The organism is Sphingomonas sp. GM_Shp_2, from assembly GCF_026540875.1.
Lineage (GTDB): Bacteria > Pseudomonadota > Alphaproteobacteria > Sphingomonadales > Sphingomonadaceae > Sphingomonas > Sphingomonas carotinifaciens.
On the sequence record NZ_JALNUQ010000025.1, the window covers coordinates 26671 to 50151 of the forward strand.

Genomic DNA, 23481 nt, shown 5'->3' on the forward strand with positions numbered 1-23481 from the left:
GGAGTTTCCGCTCTTGAATCGCCGTCAACTGCTCCTCACCGGCGCCAGTGCCGGTGCCGTTCTCGCGCTGCCCGTTCAGGCCGCCCCCCGCAATCGCCGGATGGGGGAGGCGGGTGCCCTGCCGATGCCCGCGCCCGGCAATACGCTGCCCCCGCCGCTGCCCGTCCATGATGCGAACAAGACCCGCATGGAGCGCGGCTGGCTGTTCCACGAAGGCGACATTGGTGATCCCGTGCTGGATTCGCACAACGCCACTTATCTCAGCGTCAAGGCCGGCAATGCTCAGGGTGCCGCGGCGATCGACCATGACGACAGCGACTGGGCGCGCATCCGCCTGCCGCACGACTGGGCCAGCGCACAGCCCTTCGAGGAAAGCGCCAACGTCGCGCAGGGCTATCGCCGTCGCGGCATCGGCTGGTACCGCCGCCGCTTCGCGCTCGACCCCGCCGACCGGGGCAAGCGCCTCGAACTGCATTTCGACGGCATCGCCACCAATGCGACGATCTGGCTGAACGGCAGCACGGTGGCGCACAACTGGTCGGGCTATAACAGCATCTATATCGACCTGACGCCGTTTGCGCGTTTCGGCGAGGAACTGAACACGATCGCCATCCGCGTCGATGCGAACGCTATGGAGGGCTGGTGGTATGAAGGTGCGGGGCTTTACCGCCATGCCTGGCTGGTCCGCCGCGCGCCCGTGTCGATCGCGACCGACGGCGTCCACTGCGATCCGCGCCGCGGTGCCGGGCGCTGGCAGGTGCCCGTCGCCGTCACGCTGAACAGCGTTGCACGCGAGGCGGCGACCGTGACGGTGGAGGCGCAGCTGCTCGCCCCCGATGGCCGTCTGCTCACCCGTGCCGAGACGCCCGCCACCGTCACGCCCCTGGACGAGGCGGTCGCAACGCTGACGCTGGATGCCGGAACCCCGGTCCTGTGGTCGGTCGAGGCGCCGACGCTCCACACCGTCGTCACCCGCGTGCTGGTGGACGGCGCGGCCGTCGACGAGCGCCGCACCCCCATCGGCTTCCGCACCATCCGCTTCGACGCAGGCGAAGGCTTCTTCCTCAACGACCGGCCGGTGAAGCTGAAGGGCGTGTGCCTGCATCAGGACCATGCCGGCGTCGGCACCGCGATCCCCGACAGCCTGCACCGCTGGCGGCTGGAACGGCTGAAGGCGATCGGCTGCAACGCGATCCGCTGCTCGCACAATGCGCCGTCGACCGAGTTTCTCGACCTGTGCGACGCGATGGGCTTTCTCGTCATGGACGAGAACCGGCAGTTCAACCCCGCGCCCGACTATATGGCGCAACTGCGCTGGCTGGTCCGGCGCGACCGCAACCACCCCTCGATCATCCTCTGGTCGGTGTTCAACGAGGAACCGATGCAGGGGACGGAGGCCGGCGTCGAAATGGTCCGCCGCATGGCGCATGAGGTAAAGGCGCTGGACGACAGCCGCCCGGTCACCGCGGCGATGAACGGCGCATTCTTTGAACCGAACAGCGTGTCCAGCGTCGTCGACGTGACCGGCTTCAACTATTACCAGAACGACTACGACCAGTTCCACCGCCTCTTTCCCGACCGGGCGATGACCAGTTCGGAGGATACCAGCGCATACGAGACGCGCGGCGCCTTCCACAGCGATCCCAAGGCGCATGTCATCAGTTCCTATGATGACGAGGCGGCAAGCTGGGGCGACACGCATCGCAATACCTGGCGCAAGATCATGGAGCGTCGCTTCGTCGCGGGCGGCTTTGTCTGGACCGGTTTCGACTATCATGGCGAGCCGACCCCCTATGCCTGGCCGACCATCTCCAGCTTCTTCGGGGTCATGGACCTGTGCGGTTTTCCCAAGACCGCGACCGACATCCACGCCGCGCACTGGGTGGACGACCGCCCCGTCGTCGCAATCGCGCCGCACTGGACCTGGGGCGGCAAGGAAGGCCAGCCGATCCGCCTGTTCGTGACGAGCAACGCCGAAACGGTCACCTTGCGCGTAAATGGCCGCGATCTCGAACCGCAACAGGTCGACCGGATCATGGGCAATGAATGGACCGTGCCCTACGCCCCCGGCCGGATCGAGGCGATCGCGATGCGTGGCGGCCGCGTGGTGGCGACCGCGGTGCAGGAAACCGCCGGGCCGCCCGTCGCGCTCCGCCTGACGCCCGCGCGCAGCGTCATGGCCGGTGACGGCGAGGATGCGCAGGCGATCACCATCGATGCGGTCGATGCCAAGGGGCGCCACGTTCCCACCGCCAACCTGCCGACGCGCTTTTCGGTCGAGGGTGCCGAGATCATTGGCATCGGCAATGGCGATCCCAACAGCCACGAACCCGAAAAGGGCAATGCCCGCTCGCTGTTCAACGGCCTTGCCCAGATCATCATCCGCGCGGACAGGGGGGGCGGCCGCGTCAGCCTTCGTGCCGAGGCGGAGGGCCTGTCGCCCGCGCGCCTGATCATCACGCGCCGCCCGGTGGCCGAGGTCGCGCAATGGCCGGAAAGCTTCGGCGGGCAGGCCTTGCGCGAATGGCGTCGCTCGCCCGCCTCCGCGACGAAGCCGGGTCCCGACGCCGCACCGCCCGACGGCGACAACAACAGTTGGGCCTTTGCCCGTGCCGGGAATGGCGCCAAGCCCGATCCCGCCGGCAACTGGCGCGCCTGGCGCACCATGGTCACCCCGTGGAAGCGCATCGCGGCGGAGGGCGGCATGCTCCGCTTCCGCGAGATCACCGGCCGCGCCGAACTCTACGCCGATGGCCGCCGTCTCGCGACCAAGGATAGCAGCACCGCCGGCCCGCTGGAGGCGCGCCTTCCGGCCGGCTCAGGCGTGCGCACGATCCTGTTGGTGGTGGAAGGTGCCGGCATCACCGGCCCGGTGACGCTGACGGTGGAGTGATCAGGCTACGCCCTCTCCCCAGACGGGAGAGGGCTTAGACTCTCAACCCGCGACGAACCGGTCGGCATCGCCCAGCAGATGCACGACCCCGGTCGCCGGTCGCGCCACCGCCTTCACGCCGAGCTTCGCCAGCGCCGCGTCATCCACGGCCCCCGCAACCTCGACCCGCACGCGCCCGGCATGGACGCTGGCGGCACCGACCTTGCCACCCAGCGCGTGCACCAGGGCCGGGGTCAGTTGCACGGCCTTGCTGGTCTCCGCCTCGGCCACCGGAGCGACGGCCATGGCGCCACCTCCTGCCGCCAGCGCATCGCGTATCTCCGACGCCACCGTGTCGGCGATCGGGCCGACCACCACCTGGAGCGCGGTGGCGGACGGGCGGATGATCCCCCGCGCGCCCAAGGCCTTCAACGCCGCCTCGTCCACCACGTCCTGATCGTTCACCACCAGCCGCAGCCGGGTCGTGCACGCGCCCACGTCGCGCAGGTTCGCCGCGCCGCCCAGGGCCTGGGCGAACGCCGTCCCGCGCTCGCCGGCCGCGACCGGCGCGACCGCGGTGGCTGCGCCCTCGGCGATCGGCTCCCGGCCCGGCGTCTGCAAGCCGAAGCGCCGGATGGCGAAGCGGAAGATCGCGTAATAGGCGAGGGCATAGGCGGCCCCCACCGGCAGCAACATCAATGGCTTGGTCGCCTTGCCGAAGTTCAGCGCATAGTCGAACAGCCCGGCGGAGAAACCGTACCCCAGCTTCACCCCCAGCGCGTTCATCACCGCCTCCGCCGTACCGGTCAGCACCGCATGCACCGCATATAGCGCCGGCGCCAGGAACATGAACGAAAACTCGATCGGCTCGGTCACCCCGGTCAGGAATGAAGTGAGCGCAAGGCTGAGCAGCAACCCGCCCACCGCCTTGCGCCGTTCCGGCAACGCCTCGTGATACATCGCCAGACAGGCGGCAGGCAGGCCGAACATCATGACCGGGAAGAACCCGCTCATGAAGCCGCCCGCGGTGGGATCGCCCGCGAAGAAGCGCGTCAGGTCGCCGGTCTTGCCCTGGAACTCGCCGACCGAGAAATAGGCGACGTTGTTCAGGATGTGGTGCAGCCCGGTGACGAGCAGCAGCCGGTTGAGCAAGCCAAAGGCGAACAGCCCCGCGCCACCCGCCGCGACCACGCCCGCCGACAGCGCGTCCATGCCGGCGCTGATCCACGCATAGCTGATGCCGAGGATGAGGGCGAGGCCGAGGCCGGCGAAGCCGGAGGCGATGGGGACGAAGCGGCGTCCGCCGAAGAAGGCGAGGTAGTCGGGCAGCTTCAGGTTGGAGAAGCGGTTGTAGAAGCTGCCGCCGATCGCGCCGGCGATGATGCCGACGGGCACGTCGAACTTGGCGACGGTGGTCGCCTTCCACGCCTTCTCGACGGTGGCGCGCAAGCCCTCGGGCACGGTGGCCAGCACGTCGGGCGGCACCACGAACAGCGCCTGCGCGCCGGCGGTGGCGACGAGGTAGCAGACCAGGCCGCCCATCGTCGCCGCGCCGTTGCCGTCCCGGGCGAACCCGGTCGCCACGCCGATCGCGAAGAGCAGGCCCAGATGCGCGAAGATGGCATCGCCCGCCGCGCTGACGAACGCGATGTCGAGCAGGTCGGGCTGGCCGAGACGCAGCAGCAGCCCGGCAATGGGCAGCACCGCGATCGGCAGCATCAGCGCGCGGCCCAGTGGCTGCAACGCTCCCAGAATGGCCCTCATGCGCCCAACTCCCCTTCGAACTTGCGTGCGAGCGCGCGCACCTCGGCGGCGGTCGCGCAGGCCAGCGCCGCCTGTGCGTGCGCGCGGGCGGCCGCCATGTCGAGCGCTGCGACCAGCGCCTTGATCTCGGGCACGGCGGCGGGCGCGGCGGACAGCTCGGTCACGCCCAGCCCGACCAGGATCGGCACCGCCAGCGGATCGGAGGCCAGGCCGCCGCACACGCCGGTCCAGCGGCCATGCACGTTCGCGCCCTTCACCGTTTCCCCGATCAGGCGCAGCACGGCCGGGTGCAGCCCGTCGAGCGCGCCGGCGACGCTGGCATTGCCGCGGTCCATGGCCAGTGCATATTGCGTCAGGTCGTTGGTGCCGATCGACAGGAAGTCCGCTTCGCGCGCCAGCAGGTCGGCGGTGACGGCGGCGGCGGGCGTTTCGACCATCACGCCCAGTTGGACGCGCGAGCCCGCCTCGATCCCCTCCAGCACCGCGCGGACCCGGCGCAGTTCGTCGACGCCCGCGATCATCGGCACCATGATCCGGCATTGCCCGACCGGTTCGACCGACAGGATCGCGCGGATCTGGTCCTCCAGGATTTCGGGGTGCGCAAAGCCGACGCGGATGCCGCGCAGGCCCAGCGCCGGATTCTCCTCCGGCGGGATGGGAAGGTAGGGCGCAGGCTTGTCGCCACCGATGTCGAGCAGGCGCACGATCAGCGGCCGGCCGTCCAGCGCGGTGGCCACCGCCTGATAATCGGCAACCTGTTCCTCCAGGCTGGGCGCCGTGTCGCGTTCCAGGAACAGCAGTTCGGTGCGAAGCAGGCCGCAGCCCTCCGCGCCGTTCGCCACCGCGACCCGCGCATCGTCGGCGGAGCCGCAATTGGCGAACAGCTCGATCCGCGTGCCGTCGCGCGTCCGGCAATCCTCACCGGCCCGTGCCAGCGCATCGGCGCGGCGGCGCTGCGCCTCTGCGATACGCGTCTCGGCAGATGCCAGCGTGTCGGCCGACGGCGCGACATGGATCAGCCCGCCGCTGGCATCCAGCACGACGCGCGTTCCCGCGGCCACATCGCGCAGACCCGCGCCGATCGCGACCAGCGCCGGCAACCCGCGCGAGGCGGCCAGGATCGCGACGTGCGAGGTCGGCCCGCCACGCTCCACCGCGAGTCCCGCGAGCCGGTCGAGGTCCAGCCCCATCAATTGCGACGGCAACAGATCGTCGGCGACCAGAATCGTGCCCGGCGCCAGGTCGGCGCGCGTGTCCTCCACGCCCATCAGGCGCGCGATCAACTGCCGCTCCAGATCGCGCATGTCGTCCGCGCGCTCGGCCAGCCGCCGGTCGCCACCGGCACGCAAGGCATCCGCCTGCGGCCGGATCGCGCCGCGCCAGGCATGGCCGGCGCTCTGTCCCTGCGCGATGCCGGCGAGCGTCGCCTCGATCAGCACAGGGTCGTCCAGCATCGCGGCATGCGCCTCGAAGATCGCACGGGCCGGCCCCGTCGCGCTCGCGCTGCGCGTCGCCAGTTCCTCGGCCAGCGCGCGGCGTGCCGCGTCGAAACAGGCTTCCTCGGCGGCGATGCCGGCGCCCTCGACGGGCAGAGACAGGTCCTCCGCGTGCCACAGGGCGACGGTGCCGATCGCCAGGCCGGGCGCGGCGGTCACGCCAGCCAGCGCGCCTTCGGGAAGCTCCGCCAGGACGGGCGCGGGCGGCGGCGGCGGTGGGGCAGGGGCGGGCGCGTCCTCATGGATGCCGCTCAGGATCAGTTCGGCGAGCGTGGCCACCGCATCCTCGGCATCCGGGCCGGTCGCGGTGATCGTCACCGTGTCGCCATGCCCGACCCCCAGCGCCAGCAGGCCGATCGGGCTGCGCGCGCTGGCGCCGGTGCCGTCCTTTTCCAGCGTCACCTCGGCAGCGAACCGCTTGGCGAGGTCGGCGATGCGCGCGGCGGGACGGGCGTGGATGCCGTGGACCAGCGGCACCGCGATCACCCGGCTGGCGCTGGCGCCCCCTTGCGCGGCGGTCGTGGCGGCCACGTCGGCGCGCGCCACCAGCGTCATCAGCGGATCGCCCACCGCGACCATGCCGGCATCCGCGCGGTGTTCGATCGCGAAGCGTTCGCCGTTGGTCACCACGATCGGCGTCACCACCGCGCGCGCCTCGCGCACCACCATGTCCAGATCGAACCGGATCAGCGCCGCCCCGCACGCCACGCGGTCACCGGCCTTTACCACCGGTTCGAAGCCGCGCCCGGCCAGCGCCACCGTGTCCAGCCCGATATGGATCAGTAGTTCGGCCCCCTCGGGCGTCACCAGCGTGATCGCATGGCCGGTCGGCTGAACGGTCACCACTTGCGCGTCGCACGGCGCGACCAGCATGCCCGCCACCGGATCGATCGCGATCCCGTCGCCCAGCATCGCCTCGGCAAAGACCGCGTCGGGGACGTCCCGAATGGGGCCGGCCCAGCCCTCCAACGGCGCAAACAGGGGGATGGTGGCCATGATATCTCCGGGAAACGCGATAAGGGGTGGTCAGGCGACGGGTTCGTCCAGCGGCAGCGCCGCCGGGGCGGCGATCGGCTCGCCACCGATCCAGGTACCCGCCGGGGTCAGGTCCGCGGTCAGGTACACCCAGTCGGCATGCTGGCCGGGGGCGATCTGCCCCCGCTCGGCGGTCAGGCCGAGGAACGCCGCCGGGCTGGTCGCCGCCATGGCGGCCGCCTGTTCGGGCAACAGGCCGAGACGCGTCACCGCGCCGCGCACCGCGCCCGCCATGTCCAGGTCGGAGCCGGCCAGCGTGCCGTCGGCACCGACGCAGCGCCCGTCCTCGACATGGATCGGCTTGCCCTGCAGCACGAAGTCCTTGGAAGCGGCGCCCACGCAGGGCATCGCGTCCGACACCAGCATGAACCGGTCGAGCGGCCGGGCACGCAGCGCGATGCGCAGCGCCGCGTCATCGACATGGAAGCCGTCGACGATGATCCCGCAATAGACCCGCTGGTCGTCCAGCGCGGCGCCGACCACGCCCGGCGCACGGTGGACGAGCGGCGACATCGCATTGAACAGGTGCGTCACGCCGGTCACCCCGGCATCGAACGCGGCGCGCGTGGTGGCATAGTCGGCATCGGTATGGCCAATGCAGACCAACACGCCCGCCGCCACCAGCGCCTCGATCTGCGCGGGCGACACCCGTTCCGGGGCCAGCGTCACCATGACGCGGCCGGTGCGGCGCTGCGTCAGGATCGCCATCAGTTCGTCGTCGAGCGGCTGGAAACGGCTGGGATCGTGGATGCCCTTGCGGCTCAGCGCCAGCACCGGCCCCTCGACATGGGTGCCCAGCACGCCGGGAACGCCGGCGGCGATCGCCGCATCGGTGGCGTCCAGCGCGCGCGCCACCACCGCCGGCCGATCACTGATCAGTGTCGTCATCAGGCCGGTGGTGCCATAGGGTGCGTGCGCGGCGGCGATGGCGGCGATGCCCTCCACCGTGGGTTCGTCGTTGAACAGCACGCCGCCGCCGCCATTCACCTGCGTGTCGATGAAGCCCGGCATCAGCCAGCCGCCGCGAAGGTCGGTCGCGTCCTCGCCGTCGCCGACATCGCCGGTGACCGCGACGATCACGCCGCCTTCGACGTCGATCGTCGCCCGGGTCAACACGCCGCTGGCCGTGACGATATGGCCGTTGGTGAAGCGATGCAGCGTCATAGCGTGCGGGTGACCTTGCTCAAATGGCGCGGGGCATCGGGGTTGAGCCCGCGGGCCACCGACAATGCGTTGGCCATGCGATAGAAACTCTGGATCATCAGTATGGGTTCGATGGCCGGATGGTCGGCCAGCGCGGGCAGTGTGCCGCCGCCCTTGGCATCGGCGAGCAGCACGCGGGCGCTGCGCGTCGTGAACTCCGCCGCCGCCTCGCGCACGCCGTCGCCCGCGCTGTCGGACGTGGCAAAGGCGATCAGCGGGAAACCGGCATCGACGATCTCCATCGGCCCGTGGCGCACCTCGGCCGCGCTGAACCCTTCGGCGTGCAGCGCACAGGTTTCCTTGAGCTTCAGCGCCGCTTCCTGCGCGATCGCCAGGCCGAAGCCGCGGCCGATGACGAACAGGTTGGTGGCATCGACCAGGGCCTCGCGGCCAGCGCTCCAGTCACAACTCCAGGCCTGGGCCAGCCGGTCGGGCAATGTCCGGACGGCGGCCTTCAGCGCATCGTCCCCGGCCCATTCCGCCGCCAGCAGCGCCAGCGCGGCGAGCGCGGTGATGTACGACTTGGTCGCCGCGACCGACTTCTCGGGGCCGGCCATCAACGGCACCAGCGTGTCCGCCGCCTCCGCCAGTGGCGAGGTCGTGTCGTTGACCAGCGCCACGACATGCGCGCCTGCGGCCTTTTGCGCCGCGACGCTGGCCAGCAGGTCGGGGCTGCGCCCGCTTTGCGAGATCGCGATGCACAACATCGCCGGGCTGGTGACGCTGGCTTCGTACACCGACGCGACCGACGGCGCGGCGGAGGCGACCGGCACGCCGACCAGCGTTTCGATCAGATATTTTCCATAGGTCGCGGCATGGTCGGACGAGCCGCGCGCGCACGTCACCACCACGGCGGGCGGTGCTGCGCGCAGCCGGGCGCCGAGCGCGGCCAGCGTGTCGCCATTGGCGGCAATCAGGCGACGTACCGCCGCGCTCGCCTCGGCCGCCTCGGCGTGCATCAGCGTGTCCGTTTCGCTGCGGGTTGCGATCTGCGGATCATCCGTCATGGCAGGCGCGCTGGCTCCTTGTCGGCCAAGAATGGGGTGCGCGGGCGACCGGCAGGCGCTTGGCGACAAGCCTCGGGCCGAACGACGCGCAGGCGGTCACCGCCGTGGCAAACCGCTCGTTGGGAAGCGTAAGTCATATATTGGTATTATTCAAGCGCACTTCACCATCTGCGCCAGGGTGGCGACGATTCCCGCGTCGGTTTCCATGCGTTGCGCGGCGGCAAAGCCGAACCGCACCAGCGTGTCGTCGCCTTGCGCCACGGCGCGCCGGCACGAGGCGTGGAGTTCGCGCACCCCGGTCGCGAGGATCGCCTGCGCGGTGGCGGGGGACACGCCGCTGCCCGCCAGGATGCCGATCCGCCCCGCCGATCGTTCGACCAGCGCGGCCAGAGCCGCTGCGCCGTCCACCGCCTTCACCGCCCCGCCCGAGGTCAGCACCCGGTCGAAGCCGAGTGCGATCGCATCGTCCAGGGCCGCGGCCATGTCCGGCACCAGATCGAACGCCCGGTGCAGCGTCAGCGACAGCGCGCTTCCGCGCGCCGCCCCCAGTTCGCGCGCCAGCGCCACCCACGCGGCCAGCGTATCGGTGTCCAGCGTGCCGTCCGCCCGGCTCGCGCCGATCACCACGCCCGCCAGCCCGGCCTCCGCTGCGCCGCGGATGTCATCGGCGACCAGCGCCCGGTCCGCCGCGTCGCAGACGAACCCGCCCTGGCGCGGGCGGCACAGCAGATGGACGGGCAGGGGGGCCGCCGCCGCCGCGCGGATCAGCGAGGCCGGCGGCGTCAGGCCGCCGACGCCCAGCGCGCTGCACAGCTCGATGCGGTCGGCGCCGCCCGATGCCGCCGCGGCGATCCCGGCGGCATCCTCGACACAGACCTCCAGCCGGTATGTCATGCCTTGAACAACGATGGCGCCTTCAGCACCGTCGTCCGCCCGGCGGTGTCGGTCACCGCATAGGTGAAGCCGGGCAGCAGGCAGAAGGCGCCGATCCGCCCCCTGGTATCCATCGCCAGGAAGCCGACCTGCACGCCCTTGATCGCGTCGCGGCGCAGGGCCGCGATGTGGCGCACCACTTCCTCGCACGCCGCCTGTGGGGCAAGGCCGGCGCGCATCGAGGCGACGACGCGGGCGGTGCCCGATACGCGCGTCACTTCCTCGCCCAGCCCGGTGGAGGTGGCGCCGCCCACGCCGCGCTCGACATAGAGGCCGGCGCCGACCTGCGGCGAATCGCCGACCCGGCCGCGCATCTTGAATGCCATGCCCGATGTGGTGCACGCGCCCGCCATCCGGCCGCTGGTGTCGCGCGCCAGCAGGCCGATCGTGTCATGATCCAGCGCGCCGCCGGGCGTGCGGTGGGGGGGCGCGGCGCCATAGGTGCCGACCTCGCTGTTGGCGACCGGGCGATACCGCGCGGTGGTCAGCCATTTGCGCCATTCCGCCTCGGCCTCCGGCGTCAGCAGGTTCTGGCGCGGAAAGCCCTGGTCGCGCGCAAAGCGCGTCGCGCCTTCGCCGACCAGCATCGTGTGGGGCGTCTTCTCCATCACCGCGCGCGCCACGGAGATCGCGTGCATGGTCTCCTCCAGCGCCGCCACGGCGCCGACGCCGCCGGCATCGTCCATGATGACCGCGTCCAGCGTCACATGCCCGTCGCGATCGGGATAGCCGCCATAGCCGACCGAATGGTTGCTCGGGTCCGCCTCCGGCACCTTGCCGCCGGCCTCCACCGCATCGATCAGCGTGCCGCCCGCCTTCATCGCGGCAAAGGCGGCATCGTTGGCGGCGGCGCCGAAATCCCAGGTCGACACGATCAGCGCCGAACCGGCGGCGTCCTTGCCCGCCGCCCGCGCGCCGCCCGCCATCGCCGCGGCGGCGCCCATCCCGCCCAATACCGATGCTTGAAGTACCGATCGCCGCGTCGTCATCGTCATCCCCCTTGGCCCGGATCGTCCACCGCGCCTTGTCCCAAACAATGCATGCCTTGTCCCTGGCTGCAACATTTAAACTGCATTGGTCTACCCAAAGGTATCAATGAGGTATTGACTGACAAGAGAATCTCTCGAAAACATGGCTCTCAACCCACGGAATTGAATCAACAAAATGTGGGGCAAGGGGTTCGAGATGGTTCTGAAGCAGTCTGTATCGATCATGGCGCTGGCGGGGTCGCTGGTCCTATCCGCCGTGCCGGCGCTGGCGCAGCAAGCGTCCAATACCGATCCGGCGACCACCGATGCGGTCGAGCAGTCGGCCGAGACGCGCGCTGCCGCGATCGGCGGACAGCAGGCCGCGGCACCGCAGGAGGATGGCGAGGGCCAGACCCTGGTCGTCACCGGCACGCGCATCCAGCGGCCCAACGTCGCGTCCGCCGCGCCGATCACCTCGGTCACCACGCAGGACATCAAGGCGCAGGCGCCGCTGAACGTCGAGGAAGTGCTGAACCGCCTGCCGCAGGTCGCACCGGACAGCCAGCAGAACTATCAGGATTCGGACGGCCGCCAGCGCATCAAGCTGCGCAGCCTGGGCTTTGAGCGCACGCTGTTGCTGATCGACGGCAAGCGCCTGGGCACCCAGAACGGCCAGGACGCCGGCATCATCCCGCCGTCGCTGCTGGAGCGCATCGACGTGCTGTCGGGCGGCGCTTCGTCGGTCTACGGCTCGGACGCGGTCGCCGGCGTCGTCAACTTCATCCTGCGCCCCAGCTTCGAGGGCGTCCGGCTGGATGCGAACTACAGCTTCTACAACCACAACAACCGCGACACGCTGGTCTCGCCGATCGCGCGCAACAATTCCTTCACCTCGCCGCGCGGGCTGACCAACGATGGCGGCCGGTCCGACATCACGCTGACCGCCGGCAAGAAGCTGTTCGGCGACGCGCTCAGCCTGATGGGCTTCGTCAACTATCGTCAGGCCGACGTGGTCGACTATTCGGCGCGCTCCAGCTCGCCCTGCCAGCTGGTCGAAAACGGCAAGGACGGTCCGCTGTCCTGCACCCTGTCCACCTATTCGCCCAGCGGCTACATCCAGCCCGCCGGCACCGTGAACAACGGCGCGCAGTTGGTGAACAACCCCAACGGCACGCGCACCTTCGTGCCCTATGGCGCAGGGCCGGGCAACGCCGCCAACCCGTATGACGGCTATTCCTACCAGCGCCAGCTCGAACGCTGGAACGCCGGCGGCTTCGCCACGCTGCAACTGGGTTCGGATACCGAACTGTACGGCTCGGCGATCTGGTTCCGGGACAAGTCCTACAACCGCTATCCCAACCGCATCCTCAGCTACACCGCCTATGGCACCACGCCGTATCAGGTGAATTGCGACAATCCGTTCCTGTCGGGCGCGCAGGCGACGACGCTGTGCGGCGCGCAGGCGGGCTCGGCCACCGCGACCGCGCCGCTCGACGTGCGCTATCGCTTCAACGACCTGCCCTATGTGCTCGACGAATATGTCAACAAGGGCATCCGCGCGACCGCTGGCATCCGCGGCAAGGTGGGCGATGCGTGGACCTATGACGTCGGCGGCGTCTATGCCCGCAACCAGCAGACGATCACCGCAGGCGACATCCCCGATTACACCCGCGTCAACCGTGCGCTGGACGTGGTCAGCGTCAACGGCACGCCCACCTGCCGCTCGGTGGTGAACGGCACCGACCCGTCGTGCGTGCCGCTCGACGCGTTCCGCGCCGGCGTGCCCGGTGCCGCGGTGATGAACTACCTGCTGACCGGCGACCTCCAGTCGCAGGGCAGCGTCGGCGAGCTGTGGGACGTGGTCACCAGCGTGACCGGCGATCTCGGCAAGTATGGCGTCACCTCGCCTTTCGCGGAGGACGGCCTGGCCATCGCGCTCGGCGCCGAATATCGCAAGGACAGCTTCCGCGGCTATGCCAACGATCTGTACCGCCAGTTGAACGGCGGCGAGGACTTCTCGACCTCGCAGGACGTGTGGGAATCGAACATCGAGGTGCAGGCGCCGCTCGTGCAGCGCAAGCCGTTCGCCCATCTGTTGCAGGTCAACGGCGGCTTCCGCGTTTCGAAGTACAGCTCCAACCCGCAGACCTTCAACACCTGGAAGGCCGAGGCGCTGTGGGCGCCGGTGTCGGACCTGACCTTCCGCGCCTCGTTCAACAAGGCGCAGCGCGCGCCGACCGTGATCGAGATCCGCCAGGCGCAGAACATCAGCTACGGCACGCAAGGGGGGTCGCAGAACGACTTCTGCGCGCCCACCCGCACCACCGATCCGGCCACCGGCCAGGTCGTGTACGGCACGCCCATCGCCTCGCGCGAAGTGTGCCGCGCCACCGGCCTGTCGGACGCCCTGTACGGCAGCACCTCGCTCATCTGCCCGAACGACCAGTGCACCACCCGCTCGGGCGGCTTCGTCGCCGACCCCGAAACCGCCTATACCCAGACCTATGGCCTCGTCGTGAAGCCCAGCTTCATCCGCGGCCTGATCTTCTCGGTCGATCGCTACCGCATCAAGATCAACGACTCGCTGGGCTATAACGACTACAGCTACTACACCGACGGCTGCCTGCGCTCGGGCGGCGACCCGTTCTTCTGCTCGGGCATCGTCCGCAACGCGGCCGGCAACCTCTTCTCGCCGGGCGCCACCAACCCGACCAGCGGCTTCATCCGTCAGGGCACCACCAACTATTACCAGTCCATCGCCCGCGGCTGGGATTTCCAGAGCCAATACACGCTGAACGCGGGCGGCGCCGGCCGCTTCGACTTCAACTTCAACGGCTCGCTGACCACCTTCGCCGGTGGCCAGGATTCGCCGATCCAGCCGCAACGCAACTGCGTGGGCTATTATGGTAATGGTTGCGGCCAGTTGCTGCCCAAGTGGTCGCATAATTTCCGCACCACCTGGAGCACGCCGGACAACGTCTTCAACGCCTCGTTCAACTGGCGCTATGTCGGCTCGCTGACCAGCGCCAACAATTCGGGCGACGAGGCGATCGGCGGCACGCCGGAGCGGGCACGCGCCACCTTCTACCGCATCGATCCGCAGAGCTATTTCGATCTGGCGCTGACCTTCAACATCGCCCGCCAGTTCGCTTTCCGGATCATCGCGAACAACCTGTTCGACAAGGTGCCGCCGATCCTGCCGAACTCGTACGACATCGCGCTGGCACGCAACAACACCATCCCCGCGCGCTACGACTCGCTGGGCCGCCAGATCGCGATCGGCACCACGATCAACTTCTGATTCCTTCCAAAAAGCTCCCCCCTCGACCTGCCGGCACCCCCCGCCGGCAGGTCTTTTTTTTGTCCGCGTTGCGAAGGTGCCACACCGATCCATCGGGTCGTGATCATTGTCGTTCGTTGAAAAGGCAGGAATTATCCTGCCAAGACATTTTGCACGGCCGGTCGGTGGAAATGAAAAATATGACTGGTAATCAACTTCTTGCGACGTAATCTTTTGAAAGATTGTCAGCATTTCCTGAATAGGACAAGTCCACTGCTGCACATGTATTATATCGGTATTGACGAGGTGACGTAATATCCCGGACATCTTCCCCAAGCCGCAGCACAAAGCACTGGCGGTAAAACAGGGGAAGACATGCTCAAGCAATCGGTATCATCGCTTGCGCTGGCCAGCGCGTTGATGATGTTCGCTGCGCCCGCCTGGGGTGCACAGACGACCAGCCCGTCCACACAGACCTCCAACGACGACGCAGACGGTGATGATGCCGATCAGGGGGGCAGCGCACAGGGATCGCTCGCCGCCGAAGCGGCCGACACCCGCGCCGCCGCGATCCGCGGACAGGCCACCGCGACCGACGACGGCGTGCTGATCGTCACCGGCACGCGCATCGCCCGGCCGAACACCAGCTCCGCCTCACCGATCACCTCGGTCACCGCGCAGGATATCCAGGCACAGGGTCCGCTGAACGTCGAGGAGGTGCTGAACCGCCTGCCGCAGATCGCGCCGGACAGCCAGCAGAACTATCAGGACTCGGACGGCCGCCAGCGCCTCAAGCTGCGCAACCTGGGCTTCGAGCGTACGCTGGTGCTGCTCGACGGCAAGCGACTCGGCACGCAGAACGGACAGGATACGAACATCATTCCCGCTTCGTTGCTGGAGCGGATCGACGTGCTGTCGGGCGGTGCCTCGTCGGTGTACGGCTCCGACGCGGTTTCGGGCGTCATCAACTTCATCCTGCGCAAGGATTTCGACGGGCTGCGCATCGATGGCAACTACAACTTCTACAACCATAATAATCGCGAAACATTTGTCACGCCGCTGGCACGTACCAACGGCTTCGCGACGCCACTCGGCCTGACCAACGATGGCGGCCGCGCCGACATCACCATCACCGCGGGCAAGAAGATGCTGGACGATCGTCTGCGCGTCTCGACCTTCTTCAACTATCGCACCGCGGATCAGGTCAACTATTCCGACCGTTCCTATTCGCCCTGCTACATCCAAGAAACCGTTCGCAACGGTCCCGTGGCCTGCACGCCGCTGTCGAGCTATTCGTCCAGCGGCTTCATCCTGCCGCGCGGCGGCCCGACCGCGGGGCAGTCGTTCGTCAACAACCCGAACGGTTCGCGCACCTTTGTCGCCTTTGGGCCGGGGCGCGGCAATGCGGCCAACCCCTATGAGTTCACGCCGCTCCAGCGCGAGTCGGAGAGCTTCACCGGCGGCGCCTTCTTCAACTTCAAGATCGCGCCGGAGGTGGAGGTCTACGCCGACGCGCTCTGGTTCCGCAACGAATCGCGCAACGGGTCGCCGCTGCGGGTCTACAGTTCCACGGTCTTCGGCTCGACGCCCTATCAGGTGAACTGCGACAATCCGTTTCTGTCGGGCAGCCAGGCGAATACCCTGTGCGGCACCAATGCCGGGCGGGCGGGGACGTTCGCGCCGCTGGACGTGCGCTATCGTTTCGATGGTCAGCCGCTTCAGACCAATACCTTCATCAACAAGGGTATCCGGGCCACCGGCGGCGTGCGCGGCAATGTTGGCGAGGCGTGGACGTATGACATCGGCGGTGTCTATGCGTTCAACCGCATGGATACGGCCTACGCCCGGTTCTCGGACCCGGTTCGCGTCAACCGCGCACTGGACGTGGTGAACGTGAACGGCACGCCGACCTGCCGTTCGGTGGTGACGGGCACCGATCGCGCCTGTCTTCCCTTTGATGCCTTCCGTGCTGGCTTCAACGATACCGCGGCGATCAACTATATGTTCGGCGGGGCTACCGACGGCGCCGTCAACAGTGGCGGCGAACTGTACAACGTCATCTCCACCGTCACCGGCGACCTTGGCAAATACGGCATTACCTCGCCCTGGGCGGAAGACGGCCTCGCGATCGCGCTGGGTGCGGAATATCGCGAGGACCGGTTCTTCTCCGGTGCGAACGAGGCATACCGCGTGCAATATGGGAACAACGAAGCCGATCTTCGCCAGCATGTCTGGGAATCGAACATCGAGATCCAGGCGCCGTTGATGCAGGACCGGCGCTTCGCGCATCTGTTGCAGGCGAATGGCGGCTTCCGCGTGTCGAAGTACAGCACCAACCCCTCGGTCTTCACCACCTGGAAGGTGGAGGGGCTCTACGCCCCGGTCCGCGACATCACCTTCCGCGCATCCTACAACAAGGCGCAGCGCGCCCCGACCGTGATCGAGATCCGGCAGGCGACGCAGCAGACGTACCGCACCTTGGCCGTGACGGACTTCTGCGCCCCGACCGTCAATGCCAACGGCACGCGCGGCGCACCGATCGCCTCGCGCGAGGTCTGTCGCGCGACCGGCCTGTCCGACGCGCTGTATGGCAGCGAAACCCTGATCTGCCCGGACAATACATGTACCGCGCGATCGGGCGGCTGGACCGCCGATCCGGAAACCGCCTACACGCTGACCTATGGACTGGTACTCCAGCCCAGCTTCATTCCGGGCCTGTTCTTCTCGGTCGATCGCTACCAGATCCGCCTCAACGGTTCGCTGGGGTATCAGGAAGCGAGCTATTTCGCCGAAGGGTGCGTGGCGTCGAACGGCGATCCGTTCTTCTGCCGCGGCGTCGTGCGTGATCCGGTGACCGGCATCCTGTACAATGCCCCGGGTACCAACCCCACGTCGGGCTTCTTCCGCGAGGGGACGACCAATCTGTACAGGACGCTGGGCAATGGCTGGGACTTCCAAGGCCAGTACACCTTGCGCATGCAGCAGGCGGGACGCATCGACCTGAACTTCAACGGCTCGCTGACCACGCTCGCTGGTGCTCAGGATTCGCCGTTGCGTCCGCAATATAACTGCGCCGGCTATTTCTCGAACGGCGTCGCTTGCGGTCAGTTGATCCCGAAATGGTCGCACACGATGCGCACCACCTACACGACGCCCGATTCGGTGTTCAACATCTCGTTCAACTGGCGCCACACCGGGCCGCTCACCAGCGCGGACAATTCGGGCGATCCGACGATCGGCGGCACCGCGGCACGCCGGCGCACCACCTATTTCCGCATCGGTGCGCAGGACTTCTTCGACGTATCCATGGCGTTCAATGTGTCGCGGCAGTTCGCGCTGCGCCTTGCTGCGAACAACGTGTTCGATCGCGATCCGCCGATCATCCAGAACTCGCGTCAGGCCGCGTTGACCTTCAACAACACACTGCCGCAGCGTTATGACGCGCTGGGTCGCCAGATCGTCATCGGCGCGACGATGAACTTCTGACGTCGTTCACGCACCGATCGCGGTATTGGGAATGAGAAGGGGCCTGTCGGCATGTGCCGGCGGGCCCTTTTTTGCGGCCGCCGCCGCTCCGCGCGTTAACTCGCCCTTGATGGATCCTGATCCAGTTCACCCTTGATACACAAAGGTTTTCGGGGGCGATACGACGTGAATTCTCTGCCAATATCCAAGAAGATCGGCGGAGCCTTTGCGCTCGTCGTGTTGGGCGTGCTTGTCATGATGGCGGTGCTGTGGGGCGCCTTCGCCAGGATCGAAGCGACCAGCCACCGCAGCGTTCTGGCACAGGACATCTTTACCGAGGCGCTGGCGATGGAGATCGCCATCCTGCGCCAGAACAGCCAGGTGCGCGGCTTTCTCATCACGCGTGACGAGAATTATCTGAAGCAATATCGCGAAGCGCGCGAGGATGGCATCGCGTCCGCCGACAAGTTGCAGGCGATGCTGAAGCAGCAACCCGAACAGGCGCGTCAGGTGGCCAGTTCGGCTGCCAAGATCGCCGACTGGCGCCAGCAGATCGGCGAGCCGCTGATCGCGCAGGCGCGTACCGATCCTGCCGCCGCGCAGGAGGTGCTGCGTGCGTCCAGCAAGACCGTGACGATGCTCCCCGTCCTTGCGCCACTCCGTGCGCTGCGTGCCGACCAGGCGGAGCATATGGTGGCGGCGCGTGACATGCGCGATGCCGCGATCAGCACCGGGCGCTGGGCGCTGGTTCTGGGCGGCCTTGCCCTGCTGGCGGCGGCGATCACCCTGTCGGTCCTGCTTGCCCGCTCGCTGGCGCGGCCGATCGTGCGGCTGACCGGCGTCATGGATACGCTGGCGCGCGGCAATCACGGCGTCACCGTCACCGACGAGGCGCGCGGGGACGAGATCGGCGTGATGTCGCGCTCGGTGGTGGTGTTCCGCGATGCCGCGGTCGCCAAGGCGCGCGCCGATGCCGAGCAGCAGATGGTGGTCGATCAGGTCGGCGCCGCGCTGGCGCAACTCGCCGAATCCGATCTGCGTGCCCGGCTTCAGGACTTTCCGGCGTCCTATGCCTCGCTGGAACGCGACTTCAACACCGCCGTCTCGCGCCTGTCCGCGGCCCTGGCGGGTGTGCGCGGCAACACCAGCGGCATCGCCGCCAGCACCGCCGAAATGCATGCCGCCACCGACGACCTCGCGCGCCGCGCCGAGCAACAGGCGGCCAGCCTGGAGGAAAGCTCGGCCGCGATCAACGAGATCGCCGGTGCCGTCCGCCAGACCGCCGATCAGGCGCGCGCCGCCGAGACGATCGTGCACAAGGCGAGCCGCGACGTGAACACCAGCGAGGAGATCGTGCGCCGCACCGTCGCCGCGATCGGTGACATCGAACGCTCGTCCAACGAAATCGCCGAGATCATCGCGCTGATCGACGGATTGTCCTTCCAGACCAACCTCCTCGCCCTCAACGCCGGGGTCGAGGCGGCACGCGCCGGCGAGGCGGGCAAGGGCTTCGCCGTTGTCGCGTCCGAGGTGCGGGCGCTGGCCGAACGCTCGGCAGAAGCGGCGCGCGACATCAACGCGCGCATCACCGCCACCGTGCAGCGCGTGCGCAGCGGCGTCGACCTGGCGCAGCAGACGGACCAGTCGCTGCGTGCGATCACCACCGGCATCAACGAGATCGCGACCTTCGTCACCGCCATTGCGGGCAGCGCGGGCGAGCAGGCGGCCAGCATCCAGCAGGTGAACCTGGCGATCGGCGAGATGGACACCGCGACGCAGGCGAATGCGGCGATGGTCGAGGAGGTGACCGCCGCCGTCCGTGCCCTGACCGACGAGACCGGCATGCTCGAACAACAGGTCCACCGCTTCCGCGTCGACGACCGGGACGCCCCGGCGCCCGCCGCCCCGCGTGCCCCAGCGCCGGTCGCGAAGATGCCGTCACCGCGCACCGCCCGCCCGGCCCGCGTACAGGGCAACGCCGCCCTGAAGCTCGACGACGACGATTGGAGCGCGTTTTAGGATGGGGATGACGAGGGTGGCCCATCCGCCACCCTCGTAACGCAGGTGATCGCTTCCTATCTTCCGGCTCTGGCCTCCCGAGCGGAACGGAAGTAGAACTCGCCTCATGTCCCTGACCAAGATTTCGGTGCGCGGCGCGCGCGAGCATAACCTCAAGGATGTCGATATCGACATCCCCCGCGACACGCTGACGGTCATCACCGGCCTGTCGGGCTCGGGCAAGTCCAGCCTCGCCTTCGACACCATCTATGCCGAGGGGCAGCGCCGCTATGTCGAGTCGCTGTCGGCCTATGCGCGCCAGTTCCTGGAGCTGATGCAGAAGCCCGACGTCGATCATATCGAGGGCCTGTCGCCCGCCATCTCGATCGAGCAGAAGACGACCAGCCGCAATCCGCGCTCGACGGTGGCGACCGTTACCGAGATCTACGATTACATGCGCCTGCTCTGGGCGCGCGTCGGCATTCCCTATTCGCCCGCCACCGGCGAGCCGATCGCCGCGCAGCAGGTCAGCCAGATGGTCGACCGGGTGATGGCCCTGCCGGAGGGGACGCGCCTCTACCTCCTCGCCCCCGTCGTTCGCGGCCGCAAGGGCGAGTATCGCAAGGAACTGGCCGAGTGGCAGAAGGCGGGCTTCACCCGCGTGCGCATCGACGGCGAGCTGTACGACATCGAGGAAGCCCCCGCGCTGGACAAGAAGTTCAAGCACGACATCGAGGTGGTGGTCGACCGCCTCGTCGTGCGCGGCGACCTTGCCACGCGCCTTGCCGACAGTTTCGAGACCGCGCTGAAGCTGGCCGACGGCCTCGCCTATGTCGACCCCGCCGATCCGGTCGAGCCGACCACGCCCAAGTCCGCGGTCCTCGGCGACCACGCGCCGCCGGGCCGCATCGTCTTTTCCGAACGTTTTGCATGCCCCGTCTCGGGCTTCACCATTTCCGAGATCGAGCCGCGCCTCTTCTCGTTCAACGCGCCGCAGGGCGCGTGCCCGGCCTGCGACGGCCTGGGCGAGACGCTGCTCTTCGACGAGGATCTCGTCGTCCCCAATCACGACCTGTCGATCAAGAAGGGCGCGGTCGTGCCCTGGGCCAAGTCCAATCCGCCCAGCCCCTATTACATGCAGGTGCTGGGCAGCCTCGCGCGCGAGTTCGGCTTTGCGCTCGACACCGCCTGGAAGGATCTCGACCCCAAGGTCCAGTCCATCATCCTGCACGGCACCAAGGGCAAGGCGGTCACGCTGACCTTTGTCGACGGCAAGAAGTCGTATGACGTGAAGAAGCCGTTCGAGGGCGTGATCGGCAACCTCAACCGCCGCATGCTCCAGACCGAGAGCGCCTGGATGCGCGAGGAACTGTCCAAATACCAGTCCTCCAAGCCCTGCGACACCTGCCACGGCGCCCGCCTCAAGCCCGAGGCGCTGGCGGTGAAGATCGCCGGCCGGGACATCGCGCACGGCACCCGCCTGTCGGTGGTCGATGCGCTCGCCTTCTTCACCGACATGCCGAACCACCTGTCGGACCAGCAGCGCGCAATCGCCGAACGCATCCTGAAGGAGATCGTCGAGCGGCTCGGCTTCCTCAACAATGTCGGCCTCGATTACCTGAACCTCGACCGTACCTCGGGCACGCTGTCGGGCGGTGAGAGCCAGCGCATCCGCCTTGCCTCGCAGATCGGCTCCGGGCTGTCCGGCGTCCTCTACGTGCTCGACGAGCCTTCGATCGGCCTGCACCAGCGTGACAACGACATGCTGCTCGCCACACTCCGCCGCCTGCGCGACCTCGGCAACACCGTGCTGGTCGTCGAGCATGACGAGGATGCGATCCGCACCGCCGATTACGTCATCGACATGGGGCCGGGCGCCGGCGTCCATGGCGGCGAGATCGTCGCGCACGGCACGTTGAAGCAGCTGCTCAAGTCCAAGACCTCGATCACCGCCGACTACCTCAACGGCACGCGCGAAGTCGTCGTCCCGCCCAAGCGGCGCAAGGGCTCGGGCAAGCAGTTGACCGTGCACAATGCCACTGCCAACAACCTGACCGGCGTCACTGCGTCGATCCCGCTCGGCACCTTTACCTGCATCACCGGCGTGTCGGGTTCGGGCAAGTCGAGCTTCACCATCGACACGCTCTATGCCGCCGCCGCACGCCAGTTGAACGGCGCGCGCATCCTGCAGGGCAAGCACGACAAGATCACCGGGCTCCAGCATCTCGACAAGGTCATCGACATCGACCAGTCGCCGATCGGCCGCACCCCGCGATCGAACCCGGCGACCTATACCGGCGCCTTTACCCAGATCCGCGACTGGTTCGCGGGGCTCCCGGAATCACAGGCGCGCGGTTACAAGCCCGGCCGCTTCTCCTTCAACGTGAAGGGCGGACGGTGCGAGGCGTGCCAGGGCGATGGCGTACTCAAGATCGAGATGCACTTCCTCCCCGACGTCTATGTCACCTGCGACGTGTGCCATGGTGCGCGCTACAATCGCGAGACGCTGGAGGTGAAGTTCAAGGGCAAGTCGATCGCCGACGTGCTCGACATGAACGTCGAGGATGCCGCCGCCTTCTTCGTCAACGTGCCGCCGATCCGCGACAAGATGGCGATGCTGGTCGAGGTGGGCCTGGGCTATGTCAAGGTCGGGCAGCAGGCGACGACATTGTCGGGCGGCGAGGCGCAGCGCGTGAAGCTCGCCAAGGAACTCGCCCGCCGCGCCACCGGCAACACGCTCTACATCCTCGACGAGCCCACCACCGGCCTGCATTTCGAGGATGTCCGCAAGCTCCTGGAGGTCCTCCACGCGCTGGTTGAACAGGGCAACACCGTGGTGGTGATTGAACATAATCTGGATGTGATCAAAACCGCCGACTGGATCGTCGACCTGGGACCGGAAGGCGGCGTCAAGGGCGGCGAGATCGTCGCCGCCGGCACCCCCGAAACCGTCGCCGCGGAGCCCCGCAGCTACACCGGCAAATATCTGAAGCCGTTGCTCGACAAGGGCACGCACGCCCAAGCCGCCGAGTAACATCTAATCCCTCTCCCCGCCGGGAGCATCAGGTAAACAGCGCCCCGCGCTGTTTAGTCCATGCCGGGGGCATGGACGACCTGATGCTGGAAGGGGCCCGCCGCGAAAGCGGTGGGAGGGTGAGGGGCAGACCAGCAGTGCAGCGCTGCTTGGCAATCCCTCACCCGCTCCACGGCTAAAGCCGCGGCTCCCCTCCAGCATCAGGTCGCCCATGCTCCCCGGTAGGGGAGGGGGTTAATTCGCGATCCCCGAACGCCCCCCCCACGACGACCCGTGCCGGCCGCCAGCCAATCCCGCCACGTCGATGCATCAAACCCCTCCCACCCGCGTTCTTCCACCCGCAAGCCATCACCGTGGAGGAAGAATTGAGCATCTTCGGCAAGATCAAGACCGCCATTTTCGGCGAACACGGCCCCCTTGGCGGCC

At 68.1% G+C, this 23481-nt stretch carries 12 protein-coding genes; 5 read left to right on the plus strand and 7 right to left on the minus strand.

Annotated elements, in window-relative coordinates:
• The first annotated feature begins 13 nt into the window (after positions 1 to 13).
• A complete protein-coding gene (gene galA / locus OXR08_RS10380) occupies positions 14 to 2893 on the plus strand; it encodes a beta-galactosidase GalA (RefSeq protein WP_267349589.1) in 2880 nt (959 codons plus the stop codon).
• A gap of 42 nt (positions 2894 to 2935) precedes the next feature.
• Here the strand turns inward: galA and nagE are convergent, their stop codons facing one another.
• The 6 genes from nagE to OXR08_RS10410 form a co-directional block, all read right to left on the minus strand.
• On the minus strand, positions 2936 to 4636 hold the full coding sequence (gene nagE, locus OXR08_RS10385; protein WP_267349590.1) for an N-acetylglucosamine-specific PTS transporter subunit IIBC: 1701 nt from the start codon (positions 4634 to 4636) through the stop codon (positions 2936 to 2938).
• The gene (gene ptsP / locus OXR08_RS10390) at positions 4633 to 7128 is read right to left on the minus strand and encodes a phosphoenolpyruvate--protein phosphotransferase (protein ID WP_267349592.1); all 2496 of its coding nucleotides are present in this window, start codon (positions 7126 to 7128) and stop codon (positions 4633 to 4635) included. Before ptsP ends, nagE begins: the two co-directional genes overlap by 4 nt.
• A gap of 30 nt (positions 7129 to 7158) precedes the next feature.
• Positions 7159 to 8331, minus strand: coding sequence for an N-acetylglucosamine-6-phosphate deacetylase (nagA, locus tag OXR08_RS10395; protein ID WP_267349594.1), 1173 nt, complete (start codon positions 8329 to 8331; stop codon positions 7159 to 7161).
• Entirely contained in the window at positions 8328 to 9377 is a 1050-nt protein-coding gene (locus OXR08_RS10400) for an SIS domain-containing protein (protein ID WP_112381931.1), read from the minus strand. Before OXR08_RS10400 ends, nagA begins: the two co-directional genes overlap by 4 nt.
• Positions 9378 to 9527: 150 nt before the next feature.
• A complete protein-coding gene (locus OXR08_RS10405; protein ID WP_267349597.1) occupies positions 9528 to 10271 on the minus strand; it encodes a copper homeostasis protein CutC in 744 nt (247 codons plus the stop codon).
• Positions 10268 to 11299: a N(4)-(beta-N-acetylglucosaminyl)-L-asparaginase gene (locus OXR08_RS10410; protein ID WP_267349599.1), complete on the minus strand. Its 1032-nt coding sequence runs from the start codon at positions 11297 to 11299 to the stop codon at positions 10268 to 10270. The genes OXR08_RS10405 and OXR08_RS10410 overlap by 4 nt, the downstream gene beginning before the upstream one ends.
• Positions 11300 to 11495: 196 nt before the next feature.
• Here OXR08_RS10410 and OXR08_RS10415 point away from each other — a divergent pair, with 196 nt between their 5' ends.
• From OXR08_RS10415 to uvrA, 4 genes are all read left to right on the plus strand, one after another.
• Positions 11496 to 14579 carry a TonB-dependent receptor gene (locus OXR08_RS10415; RefSeq protein WP_267349601.1) on the plus strand — a complete coding sequence of 1028 codons (3084 nt, stop codon included), beginning with the start codon at positions 11496 to 11498 and terminating at the stop codon, positions 14577 to 14579.
• A 399-nt stretch (positions 14580 to 14978) separates the two neighbouring features.
• Positions 14979 to 18044, plus strand: coding sequence for a TonB-dependent receptor (locus OXR08_RS10420; RefSeq protein WP_267349603.1), 3066 nt, complete (start codon positions 14979 to 14981; stop codon positions 18042 to 18044).
• Positions 18045 to 18209: 165 nt separating this feature from the next.
• Positions 18210 to 20042 carry a methyl-accepting chemotaxis protein gene (locus OXR08_RS10425; protein ID WP_267349605.1) on the plus strand — a complete coding sequence of 611 codons (1833 nt, stop codon included), beginning with the start codon at positions 18210 to 18212 and terminating at the stop codon, positions 20040 to 20042.
• A gap of 106 nt (positions 20043 to 20148) precedes the next feature.
• Entirely contained in the window at positions 20149 to 23055 is a 2907-nt protein-coding gene (gene uvrA / locus OXR08_RS10430) for an excinuclease ABC subunit UvrA (RefSeq protein ID WP_267349607.1), read from the plus strand.
• Positions 23056 to 23255: 200 nt separating this feature from the next.
• Here uvrA and OXR08_RS10435 read toward each other — a convergent pair.
• Positions 23256 to 23481: hypothetical protein (locus OXR08_RS10435; protein WP_267349609.1), on the minus strand; the 226-nt coding region annotated here is incomplete at its 5' end.

Bases quoted from the DNA above. Each gene is read 5' to 3' on its own strand.
- nagE (WP_267349590.1), bottom strand. From the start codon at position 4,636: ATGAGGGCCATTCTGGGAGCGTTGCAGCCACTGGGCCGCGCGCTGATG.
- OXR08_RS10415 (WP_267349601.1), top strand. From the start codon at position 11,496: ATGGTTCTGAAGCAGTCTGTATCGATCATGGCGCTGGCGGGGTCGCTG.
- OXR08_RS10405 (WP_267349597.1), bottom strand. From the start codon at position 10,271: ATGACATACCGGCTGGAGGTCTGTGTCGAGGATGCCGCCGGGATCGCC.
- OXR08_RS10420 (WP_267349603.1), top strand. From the start codon at position 14,979: ATGATGTTCGCTGCGCCCGCCTGGGGTGCACAGACGACCAGCCCGTCC.
- uvrA (WP_267349607.1), top strand. From the start codon at position 20,149: ATGTCCCTGACCAAGATTTCGGTGCGCGGCGCGCGCGAGCATAACCTC.
- nagA (WP_267349594.1), bottom strand. From the start codon at position 8,331: ATGACGCTGCATCGCTTCACCAACGGCCATATCGTCACGGCCAGCGGC.
- OXR08_RS10410 (WP_267349599.1), bottom strand. From the start codon at position 11,299: ATGACGACGCGGCGATCGGTACTTCAAGCATCGGTATTGGGCGGGATG.
- ptsP (WP_267349592.1), bottom strand. From the start codon at position 7,128: ATGGCCACCATCCCCCTGTTTGCGCCGTTGGAGGGCTGGGCCGGCCCC.
- OXR08_RS10400 (WP_112381931.1), bottom strand. From the start codon at position 9,377: ATGACGGATGATCCGCAGATCGCAACCCGCAGCGAAACGGACACGCTG.